We start from the raw sequence: 25504 nt of genomic DNA, 5'->3' as shown, positions 1-25504 counted from the left end.
TTTCGGTCCGAATCGCCGACACTTAAAAGCGGATAGAGCCCCGACAGGACCCATGCGCGTCAGTTCGGCGGCGTTTTCCGACCTCGACGACCTCGCCGACCTGTGGGTGGAACTTGCCGCGGACCAGCGGGCGTTCGGGTCGCACCTCCGCGCCGACGCCAACCGGACGCCGATACGGGAGGCGCTGGCGCGACACGTCGCCGCCGACGGCGTGCTCGTCGCCCGCGAGGGACAGGAGAACGACGCGACCGGAGAGGCCGACGAAGGCGACGGAGGCGGCGCGGAGAACGTGGGAGACACAGAGACGGGTGACATCGTCGGGTTCGTCATGTTCGACATCGAGGCGGGGGCGTACGAGCAGGACGCGACCCGCGGGATGATTCGGAACCTGTTCGTCCGACCGGTGTACCGAGACGCCGGGGTCGGCGCGCGGCTACTAGCGGCGGCGGAGGCCGCACTCGGAGAGGCCGGCGCTGATACCGTCGCGCTGGACGTGCTGGCGGACAACGACGCCGCCCGTCGGTTCTATCGGCGGCACGGCTACCAGCCGCACCGCGTCGAACTGGAGAAATCGATGCGAAACGATACACACTCAAAGGAGGACCGGTAATCGACGGACGCGCCAGGAGAGCATGGGCGGTTCATGCACTCGACTTGTAATCGAGACTTCGTGGGTTCAAATCCCACTCCTGGCTTCCTTCGCCGGTTCGGCCGTTTCTCTTGCGCCCCATCGCGGGCCCCGCGTTCAGTCGCCGCGAGCCGGAACCACGCCCGTGGTTCGTCGAGACGGGTTCAGTTCCGCCTCGCGGGCGGCCGGACCCGAATGAGGAGAAGCGACCCCGGCACTCCGAGGACGAGCGCCCGAAACGGATTATGCTTGATGATAACGTCGGGGTCGAGCGGCTCCGACTGGAGGTCGGTGATGCGGATACACGAGTAGTAGACCGTGACGTGAGTGAGCACGTACGCGAACGCCGCGGGGACGACGACCGGATACCGGATGCCGCCCATCGCGAGGCCCTCGAATGCGAGGGCGGTGAGCGCCGAGATGAACAGGAGGTTTCCCAGTTGGAGCGTGACACCGGTCAGCGCCGTTATCGCGGTGTCGAACAGGGACGCGCCGTAGGGCGTGTACGTGAGCGCAGTGACGACTGCCACCGCTCCGAGAAAGAGCCCGGCGAACAACCCAGACAACGCGTACACGAACTCCATTGGAGGACCGTTACGGGACCGACGGAGGCGATGAATTTAGTTCTACCTCCCTCGTTATCGTGGTCGAAAATCAGAAATCCGTCGAGTGCGGCGGGGACGCGGCGTCGAGACGGGATTTTATCTTTATCCGGAACGTCGTGTTCGGTATGAACGCGACCGACCAATTCATGCTCGCCGTGACGCTTCTCATCTTCGCGCTCCTCGTCGTCGGCCTCCTTCTCGCACTCGTCTAGGGAGAAAACTTATGTGATATTCATGGAGGATACTAGATACCATGCCGGAATGTCAGAACTGTGGTTCGTTCGTGACGCCCGCATACGCCCGAGTCTTCACTCCCGATGGCATGGAGAATCCGCGCGTCTGCCCGAACTGCGAGGATATGGTCCGCGACGGCGCACAGGTACGGGCGGCGCGGTCGCCGAGAAATCACTGACTCGCCGAACCGTCACTGAGCGACGTGGTAGCGTTCGGCGTCTTGTCGGACGAAGCCGCGCTTCGACAGCGTACTGAGGATGCTGTAGAGGGCGATTTTCTTCATCTCCAGCCCGTTCTGCAGGTCGGTGATGGACGCGCCGTCGTGCGTGGTGAGATAGAGGTACACGAGTTTGGCCGAGGGCGATTCGAGTTCGCCGGGGACTTCGATGGTCGGAACCGTCTGTTGCATGGTCGTTGTCATCCTGTTTGCTTCGACGATAATAAAACTCTCTTACAACAATCGTCGAAGAACCGCGGTCGGTGGTGAGGCGTCGAACGTCCCGAATTCGAGAGAATCGTTGTATTCGTCACGAACGTACATCGGATAATCGTCGGTGTTCGACGCCCTCGACTTCGACTGTCGTCGAAGAGAGCGAGTCGCCGACCATCGGATGGCGAGGCCCGGCGACCCGCGGTTCCGAGACGGAAGGGGCGGGAGTCGAACCACGCGAAGCCATTGAAAACCACCGGACCGACCGCGAGGGCCTGCGCCGGTGTGCTCTACCACTGAGCCACCCTTCCGGGCTGACGTAGGGGTCGAGCGGGCAAATAGCCGTTGGTGGGCCCCGGCCGCGGTCACGCGATTCGGCGCGCTGAGCGCCGTCGGTGCGCCGCTCTGCGTCGGGTCGTGTCGGCGTCGAAAGAAAGGGCGTCTGCGACTCGGACGAGTCGCGGTCGGCTCAGTAGCTCCGGACCTTCGGCTCGTACGTCTTGTCCTCGCCTTCGAGGATGACCGGCTTGTACCAGAGTTCCGGGCGGCCGTCGTTCCACGAGAGCATCGTGTGCTTGAGCCACTCCTCGTCGCGGCGCTCCTGGTACTCCTTGCGCCAGTGAGCACCGCGGAACTCGTTGCGCGCGAGCGCGCCGAGCGTGATGGCCTCCGCGATGTCGAGGATGTTGCGCGTCTCCAGCGTCTGGAGCAGGTCCGTGTTGAACGTCCGCGACTTGTCGGCCACGAACACGTCCTGATAGAGTTCGCGCGCCTCGCGGATGTCGCGGAGCGCGTCCTTGAGGGCCGACTCCTCGCGGAAGACGTTCACGTTGCGCGTCATCGACTTCTGGACGCGCTCGCGAATCTCGGCCTGCTGGATGCCGTCTTCTCGCTCCAGGAGGGTGTCGATGGTCTCGCGCTCGTCTTCGACGGCGCGCTGGACGAGGTCGGTTCCGGAGACGGACGCGCCTGCGTCCGCCGCCGTCCCGCCGTCGGCGACGGCGTCCTCGCCGATGCCCGCTTCGCCGAGTTCGACCGGCGAGTCGACCTCGCCGAGTTCGTAGTCGCCGACCTTGCCGGTCGTGATTCTGGCTTCCTCCATGTCCTTGCCCGCGGCGTGGTGGCCGGCGCGCTTGCCGAAGACGATGAGTTCGGGGAGCGCGTTGCCGCCGAGGCGGTTGCCGCCGTGGACGGAGGCGCAGGCGCACTCGCCGGCCGCGTAGAGGCCGGAGATACACGTCTCGCCGTTCTCGTCGGTCTCGATGCCGCCCATCGCGTAGTGCTGGCCGGGCTTGACCGGCATCGGCGCTTCGAGGGGGTTGACGCCCTCGAAGTCCTCCGAGAGGTGGACGATGTTTTCGAGGCGGTCGATGATGCGCTCTTCGCCGAGGTGGCGCATGTCGAGGTGGACGTACTCGTCTTCGATGCCGCGGCCCTCGTTGACCTCCGTGAGTTCGGCCCGGGAGACAACGTCGCGCGAGGCGAGTTCGCCGAGGTTGTTCGCGTAGCCGTACTCGAACATGAAGCGCTCGCCGTTCTCGTTGTAGAGGATGCCGCCCTCGCCGCGGACGCCCTCGGTGATGAGGACGCCCGTCGAGGGGAGCGTCGTCGGGTGGAACTGGATGAACTCCATGTCCTCCATCGGCGCGCCGGCGCGGTAGGCCATCGCGACGCCGTCGCCGGTGTTGGCGACCGCGTTCGTCGTGTGGTCGTAGACCTGTCCGAGACCGCCGGTGGCGAGGATGACGCCGTTGCGGGCGCGGAAGCCCTCGACCTGTCCGGTCTGCACGTCGTAGGCGACGATGCCGTGACAGTTCCGGTCCTCGGGCTTCTCCTCGTCGGAGACGGCCAGCCGGGTCACGTGCCACTCGTCGTAGACCTTGATGCCGCGCTTGACGAGCTGCTCGTACATCGTGTGGAGCAGCTGGTGGCCCGTCTCTGCGCCCGCGTAAGTGGTCCGCGGGAACGAGAGCCCGCCGAACGGCCGCTGGCTGACGCGGCCGTCGTCGTCACGGGAGAACGCCATCCCCCAGTGTTCGAGCTTGATGGTCTTCTTTCGGGCTGTCCTTACAGAGGGTCTCGGCCGCCGGCGCGTCGGCCAGATAGTCCGAGCCCTTCATCGTGTCGTAGGCGTGGTCCTCCCACGAGTCGCCTTCGCGGAGCGCGGCGTTGATGCCGCCCTCCGCCGCGCCCGTGTGACTTCGGACCGGGTGGAGCTTCGACACGATGGCCACGTCGGCCCCTTCCTCGTGTGCCGCAATCGCCGCGCGCAGGCCCGCCCCGCCCGCGCCGACTACGATAACGTCGTGTTCGTACATGGTGTGTTTGGGTGTGTCGTAGGGTTGGTCGAACTTCAGGGTTTCACCGGGAAGTTCACCAGAACTTCAGGTTGTTCTTAATCGCCTCGCGCTTGAGTTCCTGGATGTGCTCCGTGAGGGGGATGTCCTTCGGGCACACCTCGGTACAGGAGAACTGGGTCTGACAGCGCCAGACGCCGTGTTCCTGTTCGAGGATTTCGAGGCGGCGCTGTTTCATGTCCTCGCCCTCGCGTTCGTCCATGGCGAAGCGGTAGGCCTTGTTGATGGCCGCGGGACCGAGATACTCGTTGTCGCCGGCGGCGATGTTACACGAGGACATACACGCGCTACACCAGATGCAGCGGGTGGACATCTTGACCTTCTCGCGGTTCTCGCGCGTCTGGCGCTGCTCGTCGAGTTCGTCGTCCGGAAGCGAGTTCGTCTGGAAGTACGGCTCGACCGACTCCATCTGGTCGTAGAAGTGCTCCATGTCGACGACGAGGTCCTTGACCACGTCGGCGTGCGGGAGCGGTTCGACCCGAATCGGCTCCGAGAGGTCCGACAGCTGGGTCTTACAGCCGAGTCGCTGCGACCCGTTGACGAACAGCGCGTCGGACCCGCAGATGGCCTGCCGGCAGGAGTGCCGGAAGGTAAGCGAGGAGTCGTAGTGGTCCCGCGCCCACATGAGCGCGTCGAGGACCGTCATCCCCTGCTTGTACGGGACGTGGAAGTCGTCGAAGCGGGGCTCCTGTTTCTCCGGCACCTCGGGGTCGTAGCGGAAGACCTTGAGGTGGAACGTGTCGTCCGCGGAACGCGCCTTCTCGGCCGCCTCGGCCTCGCGCTGCTCTTGGACTCGCTCGGCGCGCTCGCGCTTTTTCGCGTCGCGCTTCTGCTTGCCGGCGGACGCCGTCTCCGTGGTCGATTCCTCTTCGACGTGATTCGGGAACTTGCGTGCTCATTAGATGGGAACACCTCCGGCCCACGCGAGGGCCGTGCGGACGCCCTGCACGATGAGGAGGACGCTCGCGAGACCGAGAATCGCCTTGACCGCCGTCTTTCGGGTACCCGTGAGGCCCTGGTTGACGAGGGCGTTGTAGACGCCGTTGACCCCGTGGAACGTCGCGGTGACGAGGAACAGGATCATCAGCGAGAAGTACGTTAGCTGCTCCATGCGCGCCTGCGAGAGAGCGAACGTCACTTCGTCAGCGTGGTTGACGAAGTGGAGCAGGAAGAAGTGGAACGCCAGCACCACGACGAGGAAGGCGGCGGTCAGCCGCTGCCAGAGCCACCGCCGGCCGCCGGGTTCGAAGGACGTGTATCGCTCTGCCATTAGATGCTCACCCCCGAGAGGAACGTGGGAACGCTCGCGACGACGATGACACCCGTGAGGATGAGCGACGCGTAGAAGCTCTTGTCCTGTGCTTCCAGCCCGACGCCCAGGTCGACGAACAGCAGCCGCAGTCCGTTGAGGATGTGAAACACCGCCACCGCGAGCAGCCCGACTTCCAGAATACGCACGACCAAGAGACTCTCCAGCGCCTGAATCGTGTTCGTGTACGCCGCCGCGCCCGAGAGGGCCGTCGACAACACGGCGATGTGGGTGAAGAGATAGCCCACAAGCACCCAGCCGGTGAACTTGTGGAATATCCAGGCCCACATGCCGGCCGAGAACTCCCGCCATCTGCTGAAGTCCTCGATGAGGCCCCGATTGTAAGACTGACTCATGCTCTTGTGAGTGTCGGGAAGGGGAGGGTATAGAACTTACGTGTATGGAGTTTCGTGAGGGTTGGCAAAAGTCGCCGGACCCCGAATATCTCGGGGCCGGCTGGCCGGTCTCAGAGCGTCGGCTCGGGGGTGCCGGACTGCTCGCGCTCGACGACGCGCCGCACCTTGTCTTTCAGTTCGACGAGATGGCAAAGCGGGTTCCCGGGGTAGACGACCGGATTCTCGAGGACGCCGACGAGCAGGCCCGTGAAGGGGGCGACGACGGTCACGTTGTCGTCCTTGAACGGGTTCGTAATCGTGCAGATGCGGTCGCCCTCGTGGACGAGCGCGCCGCGGTCGTGGTGCATGTCGACGATGCCGCCCGCGTCGGCGCGGAGCCACGTCTTTTCGTTTTCGTCCGAGATGACGGTCCGCCAGCCCGGCCAGTTGACAGTCGACGACCCACGGAGGCCGTACTCGGCGAAGACGCTCTCGACGCCCGCGAGCGCCTCGTCGATGAGTTCGCGCTGGAAGCGGTGGGCCTCGCCCATCTCGACGGTGATAGCCGGCGTCCCGTTCGCCGACGACTCCGTTCGGAGCATCCCGCTTGACCCGGAACTGTCGATGATGACGTGCGAGCCAAAGGCATTGGCGAGGCGCGCGACCGCGGGGTCGGACATGTCCGCGCGGACGTGGAGCATGTTGGTCCGGCCCCGCGTCGACGTGTGGAAGTCGATGCCGAGGTCGCAGGGTGCGATGAAGTTCTGGTAGATGCGGTGGGCCATCCGCTTGGCCCCCGTGGAGGTCTCGGAGCCCGGGAACGACCGGTTCAGGTCGCGGTCGTAGATAGGGAGGTACCGCTGTTGGGCGAGGAACGCAGGGACGTTCATCACCGGCATGCAGACGAGCGTGCCCGCGAGGTCCGCGAGGTCCCACTCGTAGGCCACCTCGCGGACGACCTCGATACCGTTCAGTTCGTCGCCGTGGGCGGCGGCGGAGAGGAACACGGTCGGCCCCGGCTGCTCCCCGTTGATGATGGTGACGGGGATGCGAACCGGGTCGCGAGATACGTCTCGGAGATGCCGTACCGGATATCCTGTGTCTCGCCCGGCTCGACCTTCCCGCCGTTGTAGGTGAAGGCCTCGTTGTCGGCCATGTGATGCGATGGGAGGGCCGGGGTTATAAACGGTCGCGACGGACCGCCCGACGCAGTCCTCGCGGCCGCGAATCGCGGGCGGCCGGCTCTCGACCGTCATGCCTTTGAAACCGGGAGGATATCAACTGAGTATGTCCACCACAGACGACGCCGTGCGTGTCGGCGTGCTTTCTCTGCACAACAGCAAGGAGACGAAGGCAATCCTCAACGCGGTCGAAGACCTCGGTCACGAGCCGGTGTGGCTCCGTCGGGAGAACGCGGCGGTCAGCATCGAAGACGGCGAGGTGACAGTCGAGCCTGAGGTGGACATCATCGCGAACCGACTGCTCCTGTCGAACACCGAAGAACCCGCCGAACTGCTCGGGCTGGCGACGACGTTCAACCGCATCCGACCGATGCTCAACGAGCCGGACGCGGTTCTCGCGGCCATTCACAAGTTCGCCACGGCCGCGACCCTCGCCAACTGGAACATCCAGGTGCCCGACGCGCTCCTCGCGCCTCTCGAACGACCGGCTGAACAAGGGCCGCGAGCGCTTCGGCGACGTCGGCGTCTACAAGTCCGCCATCGGTACCCACGGCGGCGGGACGTGGAAGGTCGACCTGACCGAGCCCGTGAACCCGAAGGTCGGTAACCGACAGGCGTTCCTGCAGAAGCTCATCGACCGCGACGGCGACCGCCACCGCGACCTGCGCGTCTACATCGTCGACGGCGAAATCATCGGTGCGATGTACCGCTACGCCCCGGACGGCGACTGGCGGACCAACGTCGCCCTCGGCGGCGACGTGCTCAACGCGACCGACGAGATGCCCGAGGAAGCGCGGGAAACTGCGCTCTACACGGCCGAAGTGATGGAGATGGACTACGTCGGCGTCGACCTCGTCGAGGGCGAAGACGGCTGGTTCGTCCTCGAAGCCAACCCGACGGCCGGCTTCAAGGGCCTGTATCAGGCGACGGGCAAGAGCCCCGCGCCGCACATCGCGAAGCTCGCAATCGAGCGCGCGGGCGGCGAGGTCGACGAGACGCGCGTCGAGGAGCTCTCGGCGACGCTCGACGACTCCGTCCCCTCGTGTGCCCCCAACGAGTCGCCAATCATCGACGGCGAAGCGCCCCTCATCGGCTACATCGAGGAGGTCGTCGTCAACGGGACCAGCGGCTCCCAGCAGACCCTCGCGAAGTCCGACACCGGCGCGACCCGGACGAGCATCGACACGAGCCTCGCGGCCGAAATCGGCGCGGGGCCAATCAAGAGCATGACGCGCGTGAAGTCCGGGAGCCTCAAGGGCGGGAAGGCCCGCCCCGTGGTCGACCTCGTCATCGGTATCGGCGGCACCCAGCACACCGTGACCGCCAGCGTCGAGGACCGCTCGCACATGGACTACCCGCTGCTGCTCGGCCGCGACATCCTCGAACACTACCGCGTGGACGTGCGCCGCCGCGCCAACGCCGACCGCAACGACAGCGACGACGAAGAAGAAGAACTCCTCGAAGAGTAAGTCGGTCCGCCACGCCGCGGCCACCGGCGCGGTCACCGCCGTCGAACCGACCGGCGACCGCATCCGAACAACCGAGACACGCGCACTTTTCTCCCCGACAGCCCAACCACGAGTCGATGAGCGACGACGCCTACCGCGAACTCCGGGCGGACCCCCACCTCGGCGACGTGGTCGACGAACACGGCCCGCTCTCGCTCGACCCGGCCGACGACCCCTTCGAGCGACTGGTCGTCTCGATTGTCAACCAACAGCTCTCGACGACCGCGGCGGCGACGATTCGGGACCGCCTGTTCGACCGCGTCGAGGTCACCCCCGAGGGGATACTGGCCGCCGACGAAGCCGTCCTGCGTGACTGCGGCCTCTCGAATCAGAAGGTCGGCTACGTCCGCAACGTCGCCGACGCGTTCCGAGATGGCCTGTCGGCCGAATCCCTCCGGACGATGGACGACGACGAGGTCGTCGCGGCGCTCACCGAGATTCGCGGCGTCGGCGACTGGACCGCGAAGATGTTCCTCATTTTCGTGCTCGCCCGCGAGGACGTGTTCCCGGTCGAGGACCTCGGGATTCGACGCGGCATGGAACACGTCTTCGGGTTCGAACGCGACGCCGTCTCCCGCGGCGAGATGCGCGAGCGCGCCGAGCGATGGGCCCCCTATCGAAGCTACGCCAGCCGGTATCTCTGGCGGTGCGTGGACTAACCCCGAGAGAGTGGAAAGATAAGCTGCATCCGATAATCGACAGACGACGGTGCTGTTTGTTGTTGCTAGAATAAACGCAAGTTTCGTTTAGATTTCACTGCGAGGGAAACGTTGAAACCGCCGCGCACTATAACGTTCGTCCATGAACGTAGATGACGTCACCAGTATCACCGTTCTCGGAGCGGGCAACATGGGCCACGGCATCGCGGAGGTCGCGGCCCTCGCCGGCTACGACGTCGTGCTGCGCGACATCAAAGACGAGTTCGTCCGAAAGGGCTACGACCAAATCGAGTGGTCGCTGAACAAACTCGTCGAGAGAGACCGACTGTCGCAGGACGACGCCGACGCCGCGCTCGCCCGCGTCTCGACCGCGGTCGACCTCGGCGAGGCCGTCGCCGACGCCGACGTCGTCATCGAGGCCGTCCCCGAGAAGATGTCCATCAAAAAGGAGGTGTACACCGAGTTGGAGGAACACGCCCCCGACCACACGGTGTTCGCCACCAACACCTCCAGTCTCTCTATCACCGAACTCTCCGAAGTGACGGAGCGACCCGAGCGCTTCTCGAGCGGGATGGCACTTTTTCAACCCGCCGGTCCGCATGGACCTCGTCGAGGTCATCTCCGGCGCGCACACCGCCGACGAGACGCTCGAACTCGTCGAGGACCTCGCCGAGTCGATGGGCAAGACGCCCGTCCGCGTCCGCAAGGACAGCCCCCGGCTTCATCGTGAACCGCATCCTCGTCCCGCTGATGAACGAGGCCGCGTGGATCGTCCACTCCGGCGACGCGACGATGGCCGAAGTCGACTCCACGACGAAGTACGACATGGGCCTCCCGATGGGGAGCTTCGAACTCGCCGACTACGTCGGCATCGACGTGGGCTATCACGTCCTCGAATACATGCACGAGGTGCTCGGCGACGCCTACGAACCCTGTCCGCTTCTCTCCGAGAAGGTCGAAGAGGGCGACCTCGGCCAGAAGACCGGCAAGGGCTTCTACGACTACGAAGACGGCGAGGGCGCTGAGGTCCCCCACGACGAGGGGAGCGAGGCCGTCAAGAACCGCCTGCTGGGCGTCATGGCGAACGAGGTCGCCGGTCTCGTCGAAAACGACGTGGCCGACCCGGCCGCCATCGACCGCGCGGTCAAACTCGGCGGGCGCTTCCCCGACGGCCCGGCGAAGATGGCCGACAACGCCGGCATCGAAACCCTCGTCGGCGCGCTCGACAACCTCCACGACGAGACCGGTGAGGAGCGCTACGAGGCCGTCGCAGTACCTCCGCGACCTCGCCCAGTCCGGCGAGGGCTTCTACGGCGGCGAGGAGGAATCCGACGAGGCTCCCGCGTTCGACGACATCTCTGTCGAGGTGCGCGACGGCATCGGCCACATCACCCTCGACCGCCCGCACCGCCTCAACACCATCAGCATCGAACTGATGGACGAACTCTCCGAGGCGCTCGACGCCCTCGCCGAGGACGACGAGGTCCGCGCCGTGCTCCTCACGGGGGCCGGCGACCGCGCGTTCTCCGCCGGGGCCGACGTGACGAGCATCGCCGCGGGCGGCGGCGACGCCGTCTCGGGCGTCGAAATCTCCCGGAAGGGCCAACAGACGTTCGGAAAGCTCGAAGAACTCGACAAGCCGGTCATCGCCGGCATCGACGGCTTCTGTCTCGGCGGCGGGATGGAACTCGCCATGTGCGCCGACCTCCGCATCGCCACGGAGCGCTCCGAACTCGGCCAGCCAGAACACAACCTCGGGCTCCTCCCCGGTTGGGGCGGCACGGTCCGCCTCCAGCGCATCGTCGGCACCGGCCGCGCGAAGGAGATTATCTTCAGCGCCGACCGCTACGACGCCGAGACGATGGCCGACTACGGCTTCATCAACGAGGTCGTCGAGAACGACGACTTCGAAGAACAGGCCTTCGAGTACGCAAAGCGGTTCGCACAGGGCCCGCCGGTCGCCCAGCGCTACACCAAGCGCGCCATGCACAACGGCTGGGAAGACACCGACTCCGGGCTGGAAGTCGAAGCACAGGCGTTCGGCCTGCTGTTTACCACCTCGGACCTGATGGAAGGCATCGCCGCCTTCACGAGCGACCGCGACCCCGAGTTCACGGGCGAGTAAGCCGCCGTCGTGGGTGGGTTCCTCTCACTTACCCACGATGGAACGCAACGCTTAAAATAGTCCAACGACCACTCGTGAATGCAGACGCTCGGTTGGTGTAGTCCGGCCAATCATCTTGGCCTTTCGAGCCGAGGACAGGGGTTCAAATCCCCTACCGAGCACTTCTCTGCTGAACTACCTTCCAAGCGGCCGCTCCGCGTGTCGCTTGGACTGTGAAGCAGGAACTGAGAGCCAAGGGGATTTGAAGCAGGGAGCGAACAGCGTGAGCGACTGAGGTTCAAATCTCCTCCCGAACACTTCTCTCAATCCCGACCAACTCGACTCCCGACCACACCAATTAGCTTACACGTTTTTAACGATAGCAATTAAAATATACACGATAGCATGGAACACGGACGTTCGGGAGTTCGATGATGCTCGAAGAGTTCGTCTCGCAAATCGACCCCGTCGTCGTCCGCCTGTTCGTCGCGGCGGCGTTGGGGATGTTCCTCGGCTTGGAGCGCGAGCGGTCGAAAAAGAGCGCCGGCGTGCGGACGTTCACGCTGACGAGCCTCCTCGGGGGCGTCGCCGTCGCGGTCGGGAGCGACATCCTCCTCGCAGTCGGCGGATTGTTGGTCGTCACGCAAGCGGTGTTGCTCGGGAGTCGCGGACTCGTCGAACGTGGGTCGCGCGAAAGCGAGGACGACCGACCCGAGTCGCAACTCGACTTCGACGCGGACGCTGACGCCGAAGCGGGCGACGGCCGCCGCGGTGACACCGAGGCCGCGCGGTTGGACGACCTCGGAGTGAGCCTCTCGCTCACCACGTCCACGTCGCTGTTGGTCGCCTACGCGGTCGGTGCGGCGGTGGTGAGTGGCTTCGTCATCGAGGGCGTCGTCGTCGCGCTCACGTCGTCGCTCTTGTTGGTCCTGCGGCGCGAACTCCACGGGTTCGCCCGGCGACTCACGACCGACGAGGTTCGGAGCGCCGTCGAGTTCGCCATCATCGCGTTCGTCGTCTACCCGTTACTCCCCGAGGGGCGAATCGGCCCGTGGGACGCCGTCAACCCCCGGACGGTCTGGTTGCTCGTCGTCGCGGTGAGCGCAATCGGCTTCGTCAACTACGTCATCATCCGGCGGTACGGCGAACGCGGCATCGCCATCACGGGCTTTTTCGGCGGGCTGGTGAACTCGACGGCCGTCATCGGCGAGATAGCCGGTCGGACCAGCCGGAACCCGTCGATTCGACCGCTCGCGGCCGGCGCGATTCTGATGGCCGACGCGGCGATGGCGCTCCGAAACCTCTCGCTCGTCGTCGTGTTCGTTCCGGAACTCGCGGTCGAGGTGGGGGTTCCCCTCGGACTCATCGCACTCGTGGGGATGAGCTACGCGCTGCACTCTCGTGAGTGGGGCGTCGACCTCGACGTGGCGTTCGAGTCGCCGTTCAGCCTCGAAAGCGCCCTCCGGTTCGGCGTGTTCTTCCTCCTCGTGTTGCTCGCCTCCGCGGCCGCACAGGAGTACTTCGGCGCGACCGGGTTCATCGTGACGAGTTTCATCGGCGGACTCGTGTCGAGCGGGTCGGTCGTCACGACCACCGTCACGCTCTACGGCGGCGGCAACATCAGTGGAACGACCGCCGTCGTCGGCGTCCTCGCCGGAACCGCCGCGAGCATCGGGGTCAAGGTCGCGCTTGCGACGAGCGTCGACCGCGAACTCTTCGGCCCGGTGGCCCGCCGAAGCGCGCTCCTCGTGGCCGCCGGCGTCGTCGGCGTCGTTATCGTCGTCTTTCGGCCGTGAGGCGGGCGGTGCGGAGCCCCGCGCTCACGGAATCACCGCAACCGACACAACAGTCAGCGACACAACATTGATAACACCGTGCCGCGGCAATCAAATCGCACTGGTTCGGCGCGTATCCCGTGACCGAACGACCCACGAAGATTCGCCCGTCGGTCGTCCCCCGACGGACGAGGGTCATTCCGCGTATCCGACGCTTCTGAGCGGCTGCGTTCGTCTGACTCGACCGCCGAGCCGATGGCTTGAGGTACACCGCCGTCTATCGTGGCTCCACGTCCAACAAGCGATGATACGCGACCCGACCCGACGAGACGGTGGTGGCGAACCGCACGCGGAGCGACAGCAGGTGAACGTGGTGCCGAACCGGACGAGAAACACCCTCGGGAGCGCCTGACCGTGTCGGACACGACGCGCGCCGTGCTCGCCGCCGGAACGCTCGTCGCCCTCGCCGCGACGAGTGGGAGCCTCTACTTCAGCCTCGGCCTCGGACTGACGCCCTGCGACCTCTGTTGGTACCAGCGCATCCTGATGTACCCGCTCGTCGTGGTGCTCGGGGTCGCCGCGGTTGAGGACCGACCCGGCGTCTGGAAGTCGGTGCTCCCCCTCTCGCTGGGCGGGCTCGCTCTCTCGGGCTACCACTCGTACCTGCAGGTCGCCCCGGGCGCGACCTGTACTGTTGGCGGTCCGTGTACGTCCATCCAGTATCCCATGCTCGGCGGCCTCCTGACGATCCCCCGACTCGCGTTCATCGGATTCGCGCTCGTGACGGTCCTCGCGCTCGCCGCCGCCCGCCTCAACGGGTCGGCCGACGACGCGTAGGGGATGTAATCGCGGCTACTCGCTCGAACCGCCGAGTTCGACCATCGGTTCGGGGTAGTCCACGCCCAACTCGACCCCGTAGGTCGCCTGTTCGTCCTCGCTGAGTTTCCACGGTTCGTGGGCGTACTCGGCGGGCACGGCGTCGAGTTCGGGGAGCCACGTCTTCACGTACTCAGCGTCCTCGTCGTAGCGGTTCGCCTGCCAGCGCACGTCGAACGAGCGGTCCCGCGAGTCGTTGCCGACGCCCGCGATGTAGGCCCAGTTGCCGTAGTTCGACGCGGGGTCGTAGTCGACGAGTCGCGTCTCGAAGTACGCCGCGCCGCGTCGCCAGTCCAGTCTGAGGTCGTTGGCGAGGAACGACGCGGCGTTCTGCCGTCCGCGGTTCGACATGTACCCCGTCGCGTTCAACTCCCGCATGTTCGCGTCGACGAAGGGGATGCCCGTTTCCCCCGCCGCCCAGCGCTCGAACTGCGCGTCGTCGGCCCGCCAGTCGATGTCGGTCCGCTCCCGGATGCCCTCGCGGCGGAAGAAGTCGCTCCCGTGTTTGGCGAACTGGAACTGGAAGAAGTCGCGCCAGCGGAGTTCGAAGACGAGCCAGTACGTCGAGTCGTTTGCGACCCGCCGGTCCTCGTAGCGGTCCACCTCGACCTTGACGTACCGCGGCGAGAGACAGCCCTCGTTCAGCCACGGCGAGAGCTTCGAGGAGTAGTCGGCGCCGAGCAGTCCGTTTCGCGTCTCCTTGTACTCGCGGAGGTGGTCGCCCGCCCAGATGTACGACTCCACGCGGTCGAGCGCGGCCGTCTCGCCGCCATCGAAAGGGAGGACGCCGCGTTCGTCCGGGGCGCCCCGGGACTCGGCGTCCGGGTTCCCAACGAGGTCGGAAACCGCGGGGAGGTCGCCCGCGGTGGGCGCGTCTCCGGGAAGCGGCGGGACGGTCGGTTCGGAAAGCGGGTCGCGACCGGCGGGGTCGCCGCCGTCCGTGGACTCGTCGCCCGCGCCTCCGTCGGTCTCGTCGGTGTCTTCGGCGGCCGATTCGACCGCCTTCCGGAACGGCGTGTAGGTGTCCGGGAGTTCCGAGAGCGCCATCGGGAGGTCGTCGAGGTGGGTCAGCGTGTGGCCCCAGAAGCGGCGGAGTTCGACGCCGCCGCCTCGAAGCGCCCGCTCGACCGCCGACTCGACGCTCGACTCCTCGGGGGTCGAACGCGTGTGGACCGTCACGAAGTCGGCATCGACAGCGTCGGCCACCTCGGGGAGGACGGATTCGGGCCTCCCCTCACGGACGACGAGGTCGCCCCCGCGGTCGCGGAGCGACGACCGCAGGTCGGACAGCGATTCGAGGCGGAAGCGAGCGCGGTGCGCGCCGGTCTTCTCGAAGTCGAAGGAGTCGGGGCCGCCGAATGGTCGGTCGCCGTACTCGCGGGGGTCCACGCAGTAGACGGGAACCACGCGGTCGGCGTCGCAGGCGGCCGCGAGCGCCTCGTTGTCGTGCAGGCGGAGGTCGCGGCGGAACCACGCGAGCGAAGTTGACTCGGACATCGTCGGCGGCGCTTAGGATGGTGGTGACTTGAGTCGAACGGCGGATTCGGGAGCGACACAAGAGGGCGACCCCCGGCCGCGCCGCCCGACCTACGTCCGGCTTCGCGTCTGCAAGCGGAGTTCCGCGCCGGCGACGACGGCGACGACGGTGAGCGCGAGGCCGGCGACGAGCCGCGGGTCCACGCGGTCGATGACGGGGACGCCCATCCAGCCGGCGAAGAGGAGCGCGAGTCCGGCCAGACAGGTCGCAAGCGTCAGGAGCGCGAGGGGGGCCTGCGTCGGTTCGGCGGCGGCCAAGAAGTGGTCAAGCTCCGCCGCGCTCGACCCGAGCGAGACGGTCTTCGCCCGCGAGTCGTACGCGACGATGCTGAGTGAGTCGAGTTTAGGGAGGTGGGTCTGGTGAAGCGAGATGTAGACGCTCTGGCGAACGTTCTTCGGGGGCGGCGACTCGCCGGACTCTATCTCGGCGATGTGCTCCGCGAGGTCGCCGACCGACTCCGGCCCGTCCCCGTCGCGCAGTCGTTCGAGCGCGAGCCGCCGCCGCTCGTTTCTGAGCACGTCGTGGATGTCGGCCTCGTCGAGCGAGTCGTCGGCCTGACTCCTCGGACACGGTCGGCGAGTCAGGCTCGGCCATCGCCCCGTTCAGAGCCAGTCATCGGGCTTCGTGTCGTAGTCAATCTCGCCGGCGGCGATGCGAGCTTCCAGTTCGGCGTCGAGGTCGTGTTCCTCGAACGACTCGCCGTCGTACCGAATCCGGATGGCTCGCTCTTCGGGCGTCGGCTCTCGGCCCCGCCGCCGGGCGACTTCGACCTCGTGCTCGTCGAACTCCTTCGTGATGGTCATCAGGTTCACCGGGCGGCCCCAGAGGTGGTAGACGCGCTCCAAGACGCCCTTCGCCTGCTTCATGTCGAGGATGACGCCGTTGTACTGGTGGCCCAGGAGGAGTTCCCCGCGGTTGTCGAAGTTCCCGTCGTACACCGCGATAGTCGGCTTCCCGAAGTTGGTGAACTGGAACAGGAGCTTCTTTTTCACGTCCCGGTACTCCGACGAGGAGACGCGGAACTGCTGGGACGACTGGGAGTACTCGTAGGCGAAGTAGTGGTTCGAGCGGACGAACTCCTCGGAGAGGAACGCGTCGAGGAACGTCACGTCGTTGTGGCTCTCGCGAATCTCGCGCATGCGGTCCCAGCCGGCGGTCTTGTCCACGTCGGCGACGGCCGCCTCGACGCTGTCGTACACCTCGTCGTCGAACATGTACCGCGAGAGCTGTTCGAGTTCGGAGCGCCGAATCCGGCTGAGGAACCCGCGGTTCTGCGCTTTGACGAGCGAGTAGTGTCGCTCCGCGAGCCCCTCGTAGGTGAGGAGCTTCCACGGGTACGCGTCGAGGTCGAGCGACTCATCGCCCGACAGCGCCCTGTCGAGGGTCTCGTGGTCGACTCTCGGGTCGTCGGGGCCGAGTTCGGACAGTTCGTCGAGGGAGTCGGCGCTGACGCCGTCGATAGCTGGGTCCGCCCGGAGGAGTTCCTGCACCTCGTCGAAGTCGACCGTCTCGTGGAAGTTGCGCCACGTGACGCCCTTCACGCGCAGGAGTTTGTCGGCGACCTCCGCGCGGTTCGTCGAGTTCTCGATGTACTCCCACAGCTCCTTGCCGAGCTTGTAGGGGTTGAGCCCGGGCGACCCGAGGACGCGCGACTGGTGGTCGGCGTAGGTGATGAACTCGTCCGTGCCCGCGAAGCGCTCGTCGCCCATCATGAGCGACTCCCAGTAGGCCGCCCAGCCCTCGTTCATCACCTTCGTCATCTTCTGGGCGGCGAAGTAGTACGCCTCCTCGCGGAGCATGTCGAGGACGTCCTTCTGCCACGGCTCCATCTCTTCGGCCTTGCCCGTCTCCTCGTCGTACCGCATCCCGTGTTCGCGGACGTACGCGAGCACATCCTTGCGGGGGTCGGTGAGCTTCGCGGCCTCGCGTTCGGCCTCTTCGACCTGTTCGAGCCACGCGTCGTCGAACACCTCGCGGCGCACGTCGTCGGAGATGTCGAGACTGTCCAACTGCGCGCGGATGTCCTCGGGGATGTGGCCGTCCTCGTCGGCGGCGGCCTCGCGGATGGTCCGGTGCTGGTCGATGGTGTCTTCCAGACAGAGGACGGCGTCGATGAACTTCTCCACGTCGTCCCGGCTGATTTCGGGGTTCTGGACGTACCGGTCGATGGTCTGGGCGTGCCGTTCGAGCATCGCGGCGGCGGCGAACTGCCCCTCGTCGGAGAACAGCCCGAACCACTGGTTGTTCTTGAAGAAGTCCGAGTGCGCCTCGACGTGGGTGATGACGGCCTTCTGGTCGGCCAGCGAGTTCGACTCCTGAAGGAAGGCGTTCGCCGGGTCGTCGTTGTTGACGATTTCGAACGCCTTGCCCATGCCGAACTGGTCGGTCTTCCGCTGGCGGTCGTAGGTCATCCCCCACCGCCAGTGCGGGTAGCGCTCTTGGAACCCGCCGTAGGCGATGAGCTGGTTCATCTCGTCGTAGTTGACCACCCAGTAGTTCACCGGGTAGGGGTCGAGTCCGAGCTTCTTCGCGAGCGCGCCGGCCTCCCGGACGGGCTCGTCGAGTCTGGCGGCCTCGCGCTGTGCGTCTCTGCGGTGTCGTCTGAAACTCATTCTGCTGTCGCCTCCGTGCTGAGGATGGTGTAGATGGCGTCGATGACGTCGTCGGGCTCCGAGACGTACGCGACCACGACGTTGCCCTGCTCGCCGAGGCTCCGTTCGACCTCCTCGGCGTGCGTGGCGTTGATGGCGGTCCCGCCGGGCTGGGTCTCCACGTAGGCGTGGAGGTTCGCGTCTATCTCCTGCATGAGCGGGACGACACGCTCTTTCGTGTCGTTCGAGGAGTTCTCGGAGTCGCCCGCGGCGAAGACGTAGCGGTTCCACTCGCGCCACGGGTAGCGCTCGTCGAGCACTTCCTTCGCCAGCTCGTAGGCCGACGAGATGCGCGTCCCGCCGCCCGAGCGGATGCCGAAGAACTCGTCGCGTTCGACCTCCCACGCCTCGGCGTCGTGGGCGATGTAGACGAACTCGGCGTGGTCGTACTTGCCCGTGAGATACCAGTCCAGCGGGGTGAAGGTGCGCTCGACGAGTTCGCGCTTCGTCTCCCGCATCGACCCCGACACGTCGCGGATGTTGACGACCACGACGTTCGACTGCTTCTTCTCGATGACCTCGGGGTGGCGGTAGCGCTCGTCCTCGCGGCGGAACGGAATCTCGCGGAGCCCCTCGCGGCGGATGCGCTGGATGGCCGTCGTCCGCTCGACGTTCTCCTCCATCTCCTCGAAGGAGGCCCACGCCCCGCGCTCGTCGTCCGGGATGCGGCTCCACTCGTCTTCGATCCACGCCATCGAGACGAGGATGTTGTTCTCGCGGCACCACTCGAACACCTCGCGGGCCGAGGTGCCGTCGACTTTCATCGCCTCGCGGACGAACTCCTCGTCGAAGTCCATCGCGAGCTTGCGCTTCAGACCCTCCTTGAACAGGCGCTCGAAGTCGAGGGTGCTGTGGGGGCCGCTCCGGGTGATGTCGGTGAAGTCGCCTTCGACCTCCTCGATGACCTCCTTGCCCTTCGGTTCGAGTTCGAGGCCGAGTTCCTCGTCCAACGCCTCGGCGAACTGCTCGGGGTCCATCTCGTAGTACTCGTGTTCGGCCCCCTCCTCGCCGGGTTCGCCGTCTTCGCCCTCGCCGTCACCGGGCTCGGGCTGGCCGAGCGGCTGGCCCACGTCAGGCGTGCCGCCTTTGCCCTGTCCGACGCCGCCCATGTCGAGGCGGTCGTACTTGAACTCCGGCAGGTCCACGACCTTGATTGGAATCTTGATGTCTTTCGAGCCGGACGCGCCGAGGTCGCCGTAGGAGATGAACTCCTTGAGGTCTTCGCGGCGCTCTTCGCCCACTTCGCGGAATCGTTCGAGGTCGTCTCTCAGTCCCATGTGTGGCTCACCTCCTTCATCACGGCACGGCTGGTCAGTTCGGCCGACGCGGCGGTGTAGCCGCGGTCGACCAGTTCGTCGATGGTGCGGGCTTTCACGCGCGCCGTCTCGGTGTTCGCCGGCGGGTCGTCCCACTGGCGGGGGTCGAGGTCGGAGAACAGCCGGCGCACGTCCTCCCAGTCGTGGGTTTCGAGCACCGTCCGGATGACCGGAATCTCGGTGAGGTCCACGTCGGAGACGGTGAATCCCTCGTCGCGGTTCTCCCACGCGTAGCGGTTGAGCGCGGTGATGACCTTCTCGTTGCGGAACTCCTCGACCGACTCGGAGGGGTCGTTGCCCTCGTAGTCGTCCGGCGAGAAGCGCCCGAGGTGCTCGGTCTCGAACAGCTTCATGAGAAGCGGGTCGGGGTCGACCGGCCCGCGCTCGGTCTCTATCTGCCCGTCGGACGCCCACGCGTAGACGTGTTCGACGTACTCCTCGACCGTCTCGCGCTCGACGCCCTTGTCGGCGAGGAGCGCGTCGAGCACGTCCGCCTCCTGCTGGTCGAAGATGTACTCTTTGACGATTGCGATGCGGCCCTCGTACTCCGAGGACTCCGCCCGCGAGAACACGGGCGCGTCGGAGAGTTCGGCGACCATCTCGTCGAGCACGTCGGTCGGCATCACCACCGACGACACGTCGAGGTCGGGGTGTCTGCGGTCGATGCGGTCGTGCAGCAGGTCGGCGATGACGTCGCGGGTGAACGTCACGGGAATCCCGTGGGTCCCCTCGGCGTCGCCGACGAACTCGAACGCCGACACCTCGCGGCGCTGGTCGCCGACCTGCAGGTAGCCGCGGTCGAACAACAGCGCCTTGTCCACGAGGTCGAACTCGATGTCCGGGTCGCGCGGCACGTCGTCGCCGTCGAGGCGGGTCACGACGCTGTAGAGCGCCGCGGCCTCGACGGTGTGGGGCGCGAGTTCGCGGGTGCGGACCTCGCCCGGCCCCTCGCGCACGTCTAACGAGACGGCCTCGGCGACGCGTTCGGCCATCGCCTCGGGGTCGTCGGTCCAGACGCTCGTCTCGTTTGTCAGCTCTCGGCGGATGAGTTCGGCCTCGAGCGAGAGGTTCGTCAGGTACCGGAACTCGTGTTTGTTGAGCCGGCGCTTGAGCGCCTTCAGCGGGTCGCGGCCGTTCCTGTCGGCGTACTTGTCGAGTTCGGCGTCGAGGTCCGGGTTCGAGATGATGACGAGCTGGGTGTCGATGTCCATCCCGATTCCCTTGTCCAGTTTGACGTGCCCCTCGTCGGGGACGTTCAGGAGCTTCTGGAGCAGGTCGGCGTGCTGGGTGGCGTCCTCGACGATGGTGAGGAGGCCGTTGCCCTGCGAGAGCACCCCGTCGTAGCTGAACGCCTGCGGGTTCTTCCGGCCCCGGGAGTTCAGTTCGCGGAGCATGCTCGGCATCCACGACCCGACCAGTCGCTCCTTGGGCGAGCCGTCGTCCTCCGAGTGGAGGACCCCGACGCCGCGGCCGACGTCGACGACGTAGTTCTTCACCCGGAGGTGTTTCGGGTCGGTGACGGCGCTGAACAGGTCTTGCTTGCCCGCTCTGCGGAACTCCTCTTCGAGGTAGGTGTACGCCTCCAGACAGAACGGGTCGAGGTCCTCGTCGACGTCGACGGGGATGTGGTCGCCGTTCCTGCTGTTGAGGTCGGCGAGCAGCCGCTTGCGGACTTCGGCGGGGAACACCGAAAGCGGGTGCGACTGGACCGGACTCTCGTACCAGTCCTCGTCGGCTGCGTCGACCTCGCCGCCGTAGGACAGCCCGCGGGTGTCGTCGGCGTTGGCGACGTTCCACTCGACGGTGTAGCGCCGCCCCGCGTCGGTCTTCGAGTACTCCCGAAGTCCGTTGATGAGACAGCGTTTCAACTCGGATTTCCCCGTGGCCGTCGGGCCGTCGAACCAGACGATTTTCTCGGCTTTGCCGCGGTCGGCGGCGATGGTCCGCAGGTCGTCGACGAAGGCGTTGAGCACCTCCGTGTTGCCGAGGACCGCGTGCTCGCCGTCGTTGGCGGGGTCGTCGAAAAAGCGGTAGCGCTCTTTCTCCTCGCCCTGTTCGACCACCTGTCTGGTCCCCATCGACTCGATGGCTTCCAAGAGGTACTTCGACGCGTGGGAGGCGATAGAGGGCGACTCGAACGCGGCGTCGACGTACTCGCCGAGGCTCATCGGCTCCTCGTAGGTGCCGCGGAGCGCCTCGTCCGCCTCGCGGATGTAGTCTCGCATGGTCACCCTTCGAGCTCGGTCTTCGCCACCTCCGCACCGGCGAACTCGAGCACCTCCCGTGCGCCGTCGCGCGAGTAGCCCTGGTCGACGAGCGCGTCTATCCACGCGTTGCGCTCGTCGTCGTCAAGCTCGTTCGCGCTCACGAGCGCCGAGAAGTTGATGTTGTGTTTCTTGTCCTCCCAGAGTTTGCGTTCGAGCGCGCGGCGGAGGCGGTCGTTGTCCTGCGGGTTGAACGACGTTCCCTCGCGGGCGCGCCGGGAGACCCAGTTGGAGACCTCCTGTCGGAAGTCGTCCTTGCGGTCCTCGGGGATGTTGAGTTTCTCCTCGACGGCGCGGAGGAACTTCTCGTCGGGGTCTTGGTCGCGACCCGTCAGTTCGTCTTCGACCGTCGCGTCGTCGATGTAGGCCATGACGTGGTCCATGTACTTCTCGCCCTGCCGGCGAATCTCGTCGATGTCGTAGGCGAGGGCGTGGCGCACGTCCTCGATGGCGCGCTCTTTGTACTCCTCGCGGACCATCTCGAGGTAGCGGTGGTAGCGTTCGAGGTTCTCCTCGGGAATCGACCCGTGGTTCTCGAGGTTCTCTTCGAGGTGGGTGAACGAGGACAGCGGCGAGAGGTAGCCGCGGCCGCGGTGGGTCGCGTCCATGATGGCCTCGGCGATTTCGTCGCCGATGAACCGGGCGGAGACGCCGTCCATGCCCTCCGCGATGTCGGCTTTCTTCTCGCCCTCTTCGCGGAGTTTGCGCACGTCGACGTCGTCGCCGTCGTCCAACTCGCCGTTGTAGGCCTTCGCCTTCTGAACGAGCGAGATGGTGTCGGAGTCGGGTTCGACGATGCGGGTCAGGACGCCGAACAGCCCGGACATCTCCAGCGTGTGCGGCTCGACGTGGATGTCTGGCACGTCGGCGTTCCGGAGCATCTTCCGGTAGATTTCGGCCTCCTGTTCGTACTCGAGGACGTACGGGAAGTCGATGCGCTTCGTCCGGTCGTTGAACGCCTCCATCTTCTCGTCGCCCTTCTTCTCGCGGTATTCGGGCATGTTCGTCCGCCCGACGATGACCTGGTCGATGTCGATTCGGGGGTTGTTCTTCGGCTTGATGGTCTGTTCCTGCGAGGCGTGCAGGAAGTCGTAGAGGAACTCGCGCTGGAGCTTCAGCAGTTCCTCGCCGGAGAAGATGCCGCGGTTCGCGTTACAGAACGCGCCGGCGTAGTCGAACGCCCGCGGGTCGGACTCGCCGTACACCGCGAGCTTCGAGTAGTTGACGTCGCCGGTGAGTTCGGTCTCGTCTTGGTTCTTCTTGTCCTTCGGCTCGAACGTCTCGATACACTGGCGTTTGTTCTCGGAGGCGACGAGTCGGATGACCTCGATGTGGTTCGCCACGACCTCCTCTAAGTCGTCGTCGTAGTGGGCCAGCAGCCGGTCCATGTAGAACTCCGAGGCGGGGTCTAACGCCTGGTCGTTCCGGATGGTGTACGGCGCGTCGAGGTTCTCGTTCAACTGCTCGATGACCACGTCGCGCTGTTCCTGCGGGAGCAACACGAGCGGGTCCTGATTCATCGGCGACTGGACCACGTCGTCGGACGGGTCCTGGTCGCGGATGACGTCGCCGAGGTTCGTCCACCGGAAGGTGTACATCCGCCCCTCGTCGGACATCGTGTAGTCCTCGAAGTAGCGCCGGGAAATCCAGTCGAAGTGGGACTTCCCGGAGCCGACGGGGCCCAAGAGGAGTTTGATGCGTTTTTCGGGACCGAGGCCGCGGGCCCCCGATTTCACCTTGTTGACGAACTCGTGAATCGACTCGTGAACTTCGCGGCCGTAGAAGACGTTCTCTCCGTCGTGAAGGGGGTCTTCCGAGGCCATGAGGTACTCCACGACGCCCGCGTCCTCGTCGTAACGGGTGCCGTAGAAGTCGAACATGTCCGCCACGCGCTGGTGGGCGTTGCGAGCGATTTTCGGGTGAGCGTAGACCTCTTCCAAGTACCACTCGAAGCTCTTCGCCTCGCGGAGGTCCGCGGGCACGGAGTCTTTGTAGTGCTTGCTCAGGTCTGCGAGTGTTTCAATTTCGCCGGTCATTGTTCGTGGAGCCTCGTCGGACCAGCCGTCCGGAGACGACCGAGGGCGACGCGCCCGCGTTCGCGGGTCGCAGACGACACACCGCGAGCCACGGACCCGCGGCGACAGACCGCGGGCGGTGAATCGAAGTGCGTCGCCGCCGCTGCGCGCTCACGACGGGTCGGCGACGGGCGACAGAATCGGCGATTGGCAGACGATGCGCGACGGCTCGCTCGGCCCGGGGACCGAGACTACCAATCAATGAGAGACGTTAACATATAACGCTTTCTCTGAAAGTAGTCAACTGATTGTCTTGAATGTCGACCAATCCAGATACGTACCACGTCGTGTGAACCTCCAATCGACCGACGTGTGTCGGTTTAATCGGCGATTCAGTCAGTTGGTGGTCCCGTTAATCGGGTCGGATGAGATTCATGTCGTCCCCGACCGGTCAGTTTCGAGGGGCGAACCACGGCCTCCGAGCCGGCGTCACGGCGACCGGCGGTGGCGGCGGAAGCGGGAAGGCTTAGGACGCGCGGCGGACTAGCACGCCCATGACCGACCTGCCCGACGGGTGGACCCTCTGGAACGACGAGCACGAGGGGCGGCGCATCCTCGCGTTTCGGCCCGACGTGTTCAACGAGAGCGCCTTTCCCGCCGAGTGCATGCCGACCGTCTTCGTGTGGAACGGGTCGCGGGCGAACCGTCCGGGCGCGACGCAGATTCGAACCGAGACGTGGCACGCCGTGCTCTATCTCGAACCCGAAATCGAAGTCGTCGTCGAGGAGTTCGACTCCCGCGAAGCGGCCGTCGAGGGCGCGACCGACATCGCCGGACGTTTTTCCGACGGCGAGATAGACTACCGGAGCGCCTACCAAGTCCCCCGCGAGGAGTACTTCGAGAAGCTCGACGAACTGACCGGGCGGGAGCCTTAACCACCTCGCAGGAGAACCACCGCTATGACCTCCGTTACGCTTGTCGGTGCCCGCCTGACCGACCCCGGCACCGAGTTCGTCTACCACGGTGAATCGAGCGCCTGCGAGGGCTGTCCGTACCGCCGGCAGTGTCTCAACCTCACCGAAGGCGTCCGTTACCGGGTCCTCGGCGTGCGCGAGAACACGCAGGTCCTCGACTGCGCAGTCCACGACGAGGGCGTCCGCGCCGTCGAGGTCGAACCGGCCCCGGTCACGGCGAACGTCCCCTCGAAGGGCGCGTACGCCGGAAGCAAAGCCAGCCTGCAGGGCCCGTGTCCGCACACCGAGTGCCCCAGCCACGAGTACTGTGTCCCCGAGGGTGCCGAGTTCGACCAGGAGTACCGCATCAGCGACGTGCTCGGCAACCCGCCGCACGACCACTGCCACCTCGACCGGAACCTGACGCTCGTCGAGTTCGAACCCGCCGACGAGTAGGGATTTTTGTGGTTCCCGGCCGCTGGCCCTGATATGACGACCGCCGTCTTCTTCGACCTCGACCTGACGCTCCTCCGCTACACCGCCGACTTCCAGACTATCTTCGACCGCGCGGTCCCGGACGCACCCGAAGGTGCCTACGACCGGTATCTCTCCGTCTTCTTCGACGCGTTCGAGGACCTCGCCGTGGACCCCTACGCGGTCGGCTTCGAGGTAATCACCGACGAGTTCGACATCGGCGACGACCCGGAGGCGCTCGTGGCGCGCTACGCGGAGGCCGAACTCGCCGCCACGACGGTCCCGGCGTCGGC

The 25504-nt window shown here is 65.9% G+C and carries 17 protein-coding genes, 3 tRNA genes and 6 pseudogenes; 12 read left to right on the top strand and 14 right to left on the bottom strand.

The window, feature by feature from the left end; translation table 11 throughout:
• The first annotated feature begins 52 nt into the window (after positions 1-52).
• Both ATB1_RS00385 and ATB1_RS00380 read left to right on the top strand, forming a co-directional pair.
• On the top strand, positions 53-610 hold the full coding sequence (locus ATB1_RS00385; protein WP_042661754.1) for a GNAT family N-acetyltransferase: 558 nt from the start codon (positions 53-55) through the stop codon (positions 608-610).
• Between the two features lie 11 nt (positions 611-621).
• A tRNA-Thr gene (locus ATB1_RS00380) sits at positions 622-695 on the top strand.
• Positions 696-792: 97 nt separating this feature from the next.
• On the opposite strand, the gene ATB1_RS00375 is transcribed toward ATB1_RS00380, so the two are convergent.
• Entirely contained in the window at positions 793-1212 is a 420-nt protein-coding gene (locus tag ATB1_RS00375) for a hypothetical protein (protein ID WP_042661753.1), read from the bottom strand.
• A gap of 59 nt (positions 1213-1271) precedes the next feature.
• Here ATB1_RS00375 and ATB1_RS21885 point away from each other — a divergent pair, with 59 nt between their 5' ends.
• Positions 1272-1445 (top strand): hypothetical protein, encoded by a 174-nt coding sequence (locus ATB1_RS21885; protein WP_157837697.1) that lies wholly within the window; start codon positions 1272-1274, stop codon positions 1443-1445.
• A gap of 212 nt (positions 1446-1657) precedes the next feature.
• Here the strand turns inward: ATB1_RS21885 and ATB1_RS00365 are convergent, their stop codons facing one another.
• From ATB1_RS00365 to ATB1_RS00335, 7 genes and pseudogenes are all read right to left on the bottom strand, one after another.
• The gene (locus ATB1_RS00365) at positions 1658-1876 is read right to left on the bottom strand and encodes a helix-turn-helix domain-containing protein (protein ID WP_008094913.1); all 219 of its coding nucleotides are present in this window, start codon (positions 1874-1876) and stop codon (positions 1658-1660) included.
• 234 nt (positions 1877-2110) lie between these two features.
• A tRNA-OTHER gene (locus ATB1_RS21880) sits at positions 2111-2208 on the bottom strand.
• Between the two features lie 158 nt (positions 2209-2366).
• Positions 2367-4215, bottom strand: a pseudogene (locus ATB1_RS23720) (FAD-binding protein).
• Positions 4216-4270: 55 nt separating this feature from the next.
• Positions 4271-5153: pseudogene (locus ATB1_RS00350) on the bottom strand (succinate dehydrogenase/fumarate reductase iron-sulfur subunit).
• Positions 5153-5524: a succinate dehydrogenase hydrophobic membrane anchor subunit gene (locus ATB1_RS00345; protein ID WP_004974454.1), complete on the bottom strand. Its 372-nt coding sequence runs from the start codon at positions 5522-5524 to the stop codon at positions 5153-5155. The pseudogene ATB1_RS00350 and the gene ATB1_RS00345 overlap by 1 nt, the downstream one beginning before the upstream one ends.
• A complete protein-coding gene (gene sdhC, locus ATB1_RS00340) occupies positions 5524-5919 on the bottom strand; it encodes a succinate dehydrogenase, cytochrome b556 subunit (protein WP_004974453.1) in 396 nt (131 codons plus the stop codon). Before sdhC ends, ATB1_RS00345 begins: the two co-directional genes overlap by 1 nt.
• A gap of 110 nt (positions 5920-6029) precedes the next feature.
• Positions 6030-7054, bottom strand: a pseudogene (locus ATB1_RS00335) (succinylglutamate desuccinylase/aspartoacylase family protein).
• Positions 7055-7185: 131 nt separating this feature from the next.
• Here ATB1_RS00335 and ATB1_RS00330 point away from each other — a divergent pair.
• The 6 genes and pseudogenes from ATB1_RS00330 (at position 7186) to ATB1_RS00305 (ending at position 13962) form a co-directional block, all read left to right on the top strand.
• Positions 7186-8548, top strand: a pseudogene (locus tag ATB1_RS00330) (RimK/LysX family protein).
• A gap of 116 nt (positions 8549-8664) precedes the next feature.
• Positions 8665-9246: a DNA-3-methyladenine glycosylase gene (locus ATB1_RS00325; protein ID WP_042661750.1), complete on the top strand. Its 582-nt coding sequence runs from the start codon at positions 8665-8667 to the stop codon at positions 9244-9246.
• Positions 9247-9388: 142 nt separating this feature from the next.
• Positions 9389-11371 (top strand): annotated as a pseudogene (locus ATB1_RS24460) (3-hydroxyacyl-CoA dehydrogenase NAD-binding domain-containing protein).
• Positions 11372-11457: 86 nt separating this feature from the next.
• Positions 11458-11532 (top strand) — tRNA-Glu (locus ATB1_RS00315).
• 252 nt (positions 11533-11784) lie between these two features.
• Positions 11785-13146: an MgtC/SapB family protein gene (locus tag ATB1_RS00310; RefSeq protein ID WP_042661749.1), complete on the top strand. Its 1362-nt coding sequence runs from the start codon at positions 11785-11787 to the stop codon at positions 13144-13146.
• 393 nt (positions 13147-13539) lie between these two features.
• Positions 13540-13962, top strand: a complete 423-nt coding sequence (locus ATB1_RS00305; RefSeq protein WP_042661748.1) for a disulfide bond formation protein B — start codon at positions 13540-13542, stop codon at positions 13960-13962.
• 15 nt (positions 13963-13977) lie between these two features.
• Here the strand turns inward: ATB1_RS00305 and ATB1_RS00300 are convergent, their stop codons facing one another.
• The 6 genes from ATB1_RS00300 to ATB1_RS00275 all read right to left on the bottom strand — a co-directional run bounded on the left by ATB1_RS00300 (position 13978) and on the right by ATB1_RS00275 (position 23805).
• On the bottom strand, positions 13978-15498 hold the full coding sequence (locus tag ATB1_RS00300) for a DASH family cryptochrome (RefSeq protein WP_042661747.1): 1521 nt from the start codon (positions 15496-15498) through the stop codon (positions 13978-13980).
• A gap of 90 nt (positions 15499-15588) precedes the next feature.
• Positions 15589-16122: a hypothetical protein gene (locus tag ATB1_RS00295; protein ID WP_042661746.1), complete on the bottom strand. Its 534-nt coding sequence runs from the start codon at positions 16120-16122 to the stop codon at positions 15589-15591.
• Positions 16123-16140: 18 nt separating this feature from the next.
• Positions 16141-18150 carry a SpoVR family protein gene (locus ATB1_RS00290; RefSeq protein ID WP_042661745.1) on the bottom strand — a complete coding sequence of 670 codons (2010 nt, stop codon included), beginning with the start codon at positions 18148-18150 and terminating at the stop codon, positions 16141-16143.
• Entirely contained in the window at positions 18147-19466 is a 1320-nt protein-coding gene (locus ATB1_RS00285) for a YeaH/YhbH family protein (protein ID WP_042661744.1), read from the bottom strand. The genes ATB1_RS00290 and ATB1_RS00285 overlap by 4 nt, the downstream gene beginning before the upstream one ends.
• Entirely contained in the window at positions 19457-21730 is a 2274-nt protein-coding gene (locus ATB1_RS00280; protein WP_042661743.1) for a PrkA family serine protein kinase, read from the bottom strand. The genes ATB1_RS00285 and ATB1_RS00280 overlap by 10 nt, the downstream gene beginning before the upstream one ends.
• Positions 21731-21732: 2 nt before the next feature.
• Positions 21733-23805 carry a PrkA family serine protein kinase gene (locus ATB1_RS00275; RefSeq protein ID WP_004044667.1) on the bottom strand — a complete coding sequence of 691 codons (2073 nt, stop codon included), beginning with the start codon at positions 23803-23805 and terminating at the stop codon, positions 21733-21735.
• 533 nt (positions 23806-24338) lie between these two features.
• Between ATB1_RS00275 and ATB1_RS00270 the strand changes: the two genes are divergently transcribed.
• The 3 genes and pseudogenes from ATB1_RS00270 to ATB1_RS00260 form a co-directional block, all read left to right on the top strand.
• On the top strand, positions 24339-24719 hold the full coding sequence (locus ATB1_RS00270) for a DUF5820 family protein (protein WP_042661742.1): 381 nt from the start codon (positions 24339-24341) through the stop codon (positions 24717-24719).
• 24 nt (positions 24720-24743) lie between these two features.
• Positions 24744-25193 carry a UPF0179 family protein gene (locus ATB1_RS00265; RefSeq protein WP_042661741.1) on the top strand — a complete coding sequence of 150 codons (450 nt, stop codon included), beginning with the start codon at positions 24744-24746 and terminating at the stop codon, positions 25191-25193.
• Positions 25194-25226: 33 nt separating this feature from the next.
• Positions 25227-25504, top strand: a pseudogene (locus ATB1_RS00260) (HAD family hydrolase); the annotation flags it as partial.

Source organism: Haloferax sp. ATB1, assembly GCF_000730175.1.
This window is presented reverse-complemented; position numbering and strand designations above follow the sequence as displayed.

Coding starts and splice junctions, on each gene's coding strand:
- ATB1_RS00385 (WP_042661754.1), top strand. CDS start 53: ATGCGCGTCAGTTCGGCGGCGTTTTCCGACCTCGACGACCTCGCCGAC.
- ATB1_RS00375 (WP_042661753.1), bottom strand. CDS start 1,212: ATGGAGTTCGTGTACGCGTTGTCTGGGTTGTTCGCCGGGCTCTTTCTC.
- ATB1_RS00365 (WP_008094913.1), bottom strand. CDS start 1,876: ATGCAACAGACGGTTCCGACCATCGAAGTCCCCGGCGAACTCGAATCG.
- ATB1_RS00345 (WP_004974454.1), bottom strand. CDS start 5,524: ATGGCAGAGCGATACACGTCCTTCGAACCCGGCGGCCGGCGGTGGCTC.
- sdhC (WP_004974453.1), bottom strand. CDS start 5,919: ATGAGTCAGTCTTACAATCGGGGCCTCATCGAGGACTTCAGCAGATGG.
- ATB1_RS00325 (WP_042661750.1), top strand. CDS start 8,665: ATGAGCGACGACGCCTACCGCGAACTCCGGGCGGACCCCCACCTCGGC.
- ATB1_RS00310 (WP_042661749.1), top strand. CDS start 11,785: ATGCTCGAAGAGTTCGTCTCGCAAATCGACCCCGTCGTCGTCCGCCTG.
- ATB1_RS00300 (WP_042661747.1), bottom strand. CDS start 15,498: ATGTCCGAGTCAACTTCGCTCGCGTGGTTCCGCCGCGACCTCCGCCTG.
- ATB1_RS00290 (WP_042661745.1), bottom strand. CDS start 18,150: ATGAGTTTCAGACGACACCGCAGAGACGCACAGCGCGAGGCCGCCAGA.
- ATB1_RS00285 (WP_042661744.1), bottom strand. CDS start 19,466: ATGGGACTGAGAGACGACCTCGAACGATTCCGCGAAGTGGGCGAAGAG.
- ATB1_RS00280 (WP_042661743.1), bottom strand. CDS start 21,730: ATGCGAGACTACATCCGCGAGGCGGACGAGGCGCTCCGCGGCACCTAC.
- ATB1_RS00275 (WP_004044667.1), bottom strand. CDS start 23,805: ATGACCGGCGAAATTGAAACACTCGCAGACCTGAGCAAGCACTACAAA.
- ATB1_RS00270 (WP_042661742.1), top strand. CDS start 24,339: ATGACCGACCTGCCCGACGGGTGGACCCTCTGGAACGACGAGCACGAG.
- ATB1_RS00265 (WP_042661741.1), top strand. CDS start 24,744: ATGACCTCCGTTACGCTTGTCGGTGCCCGCCTGACCGACCCCGGCACC.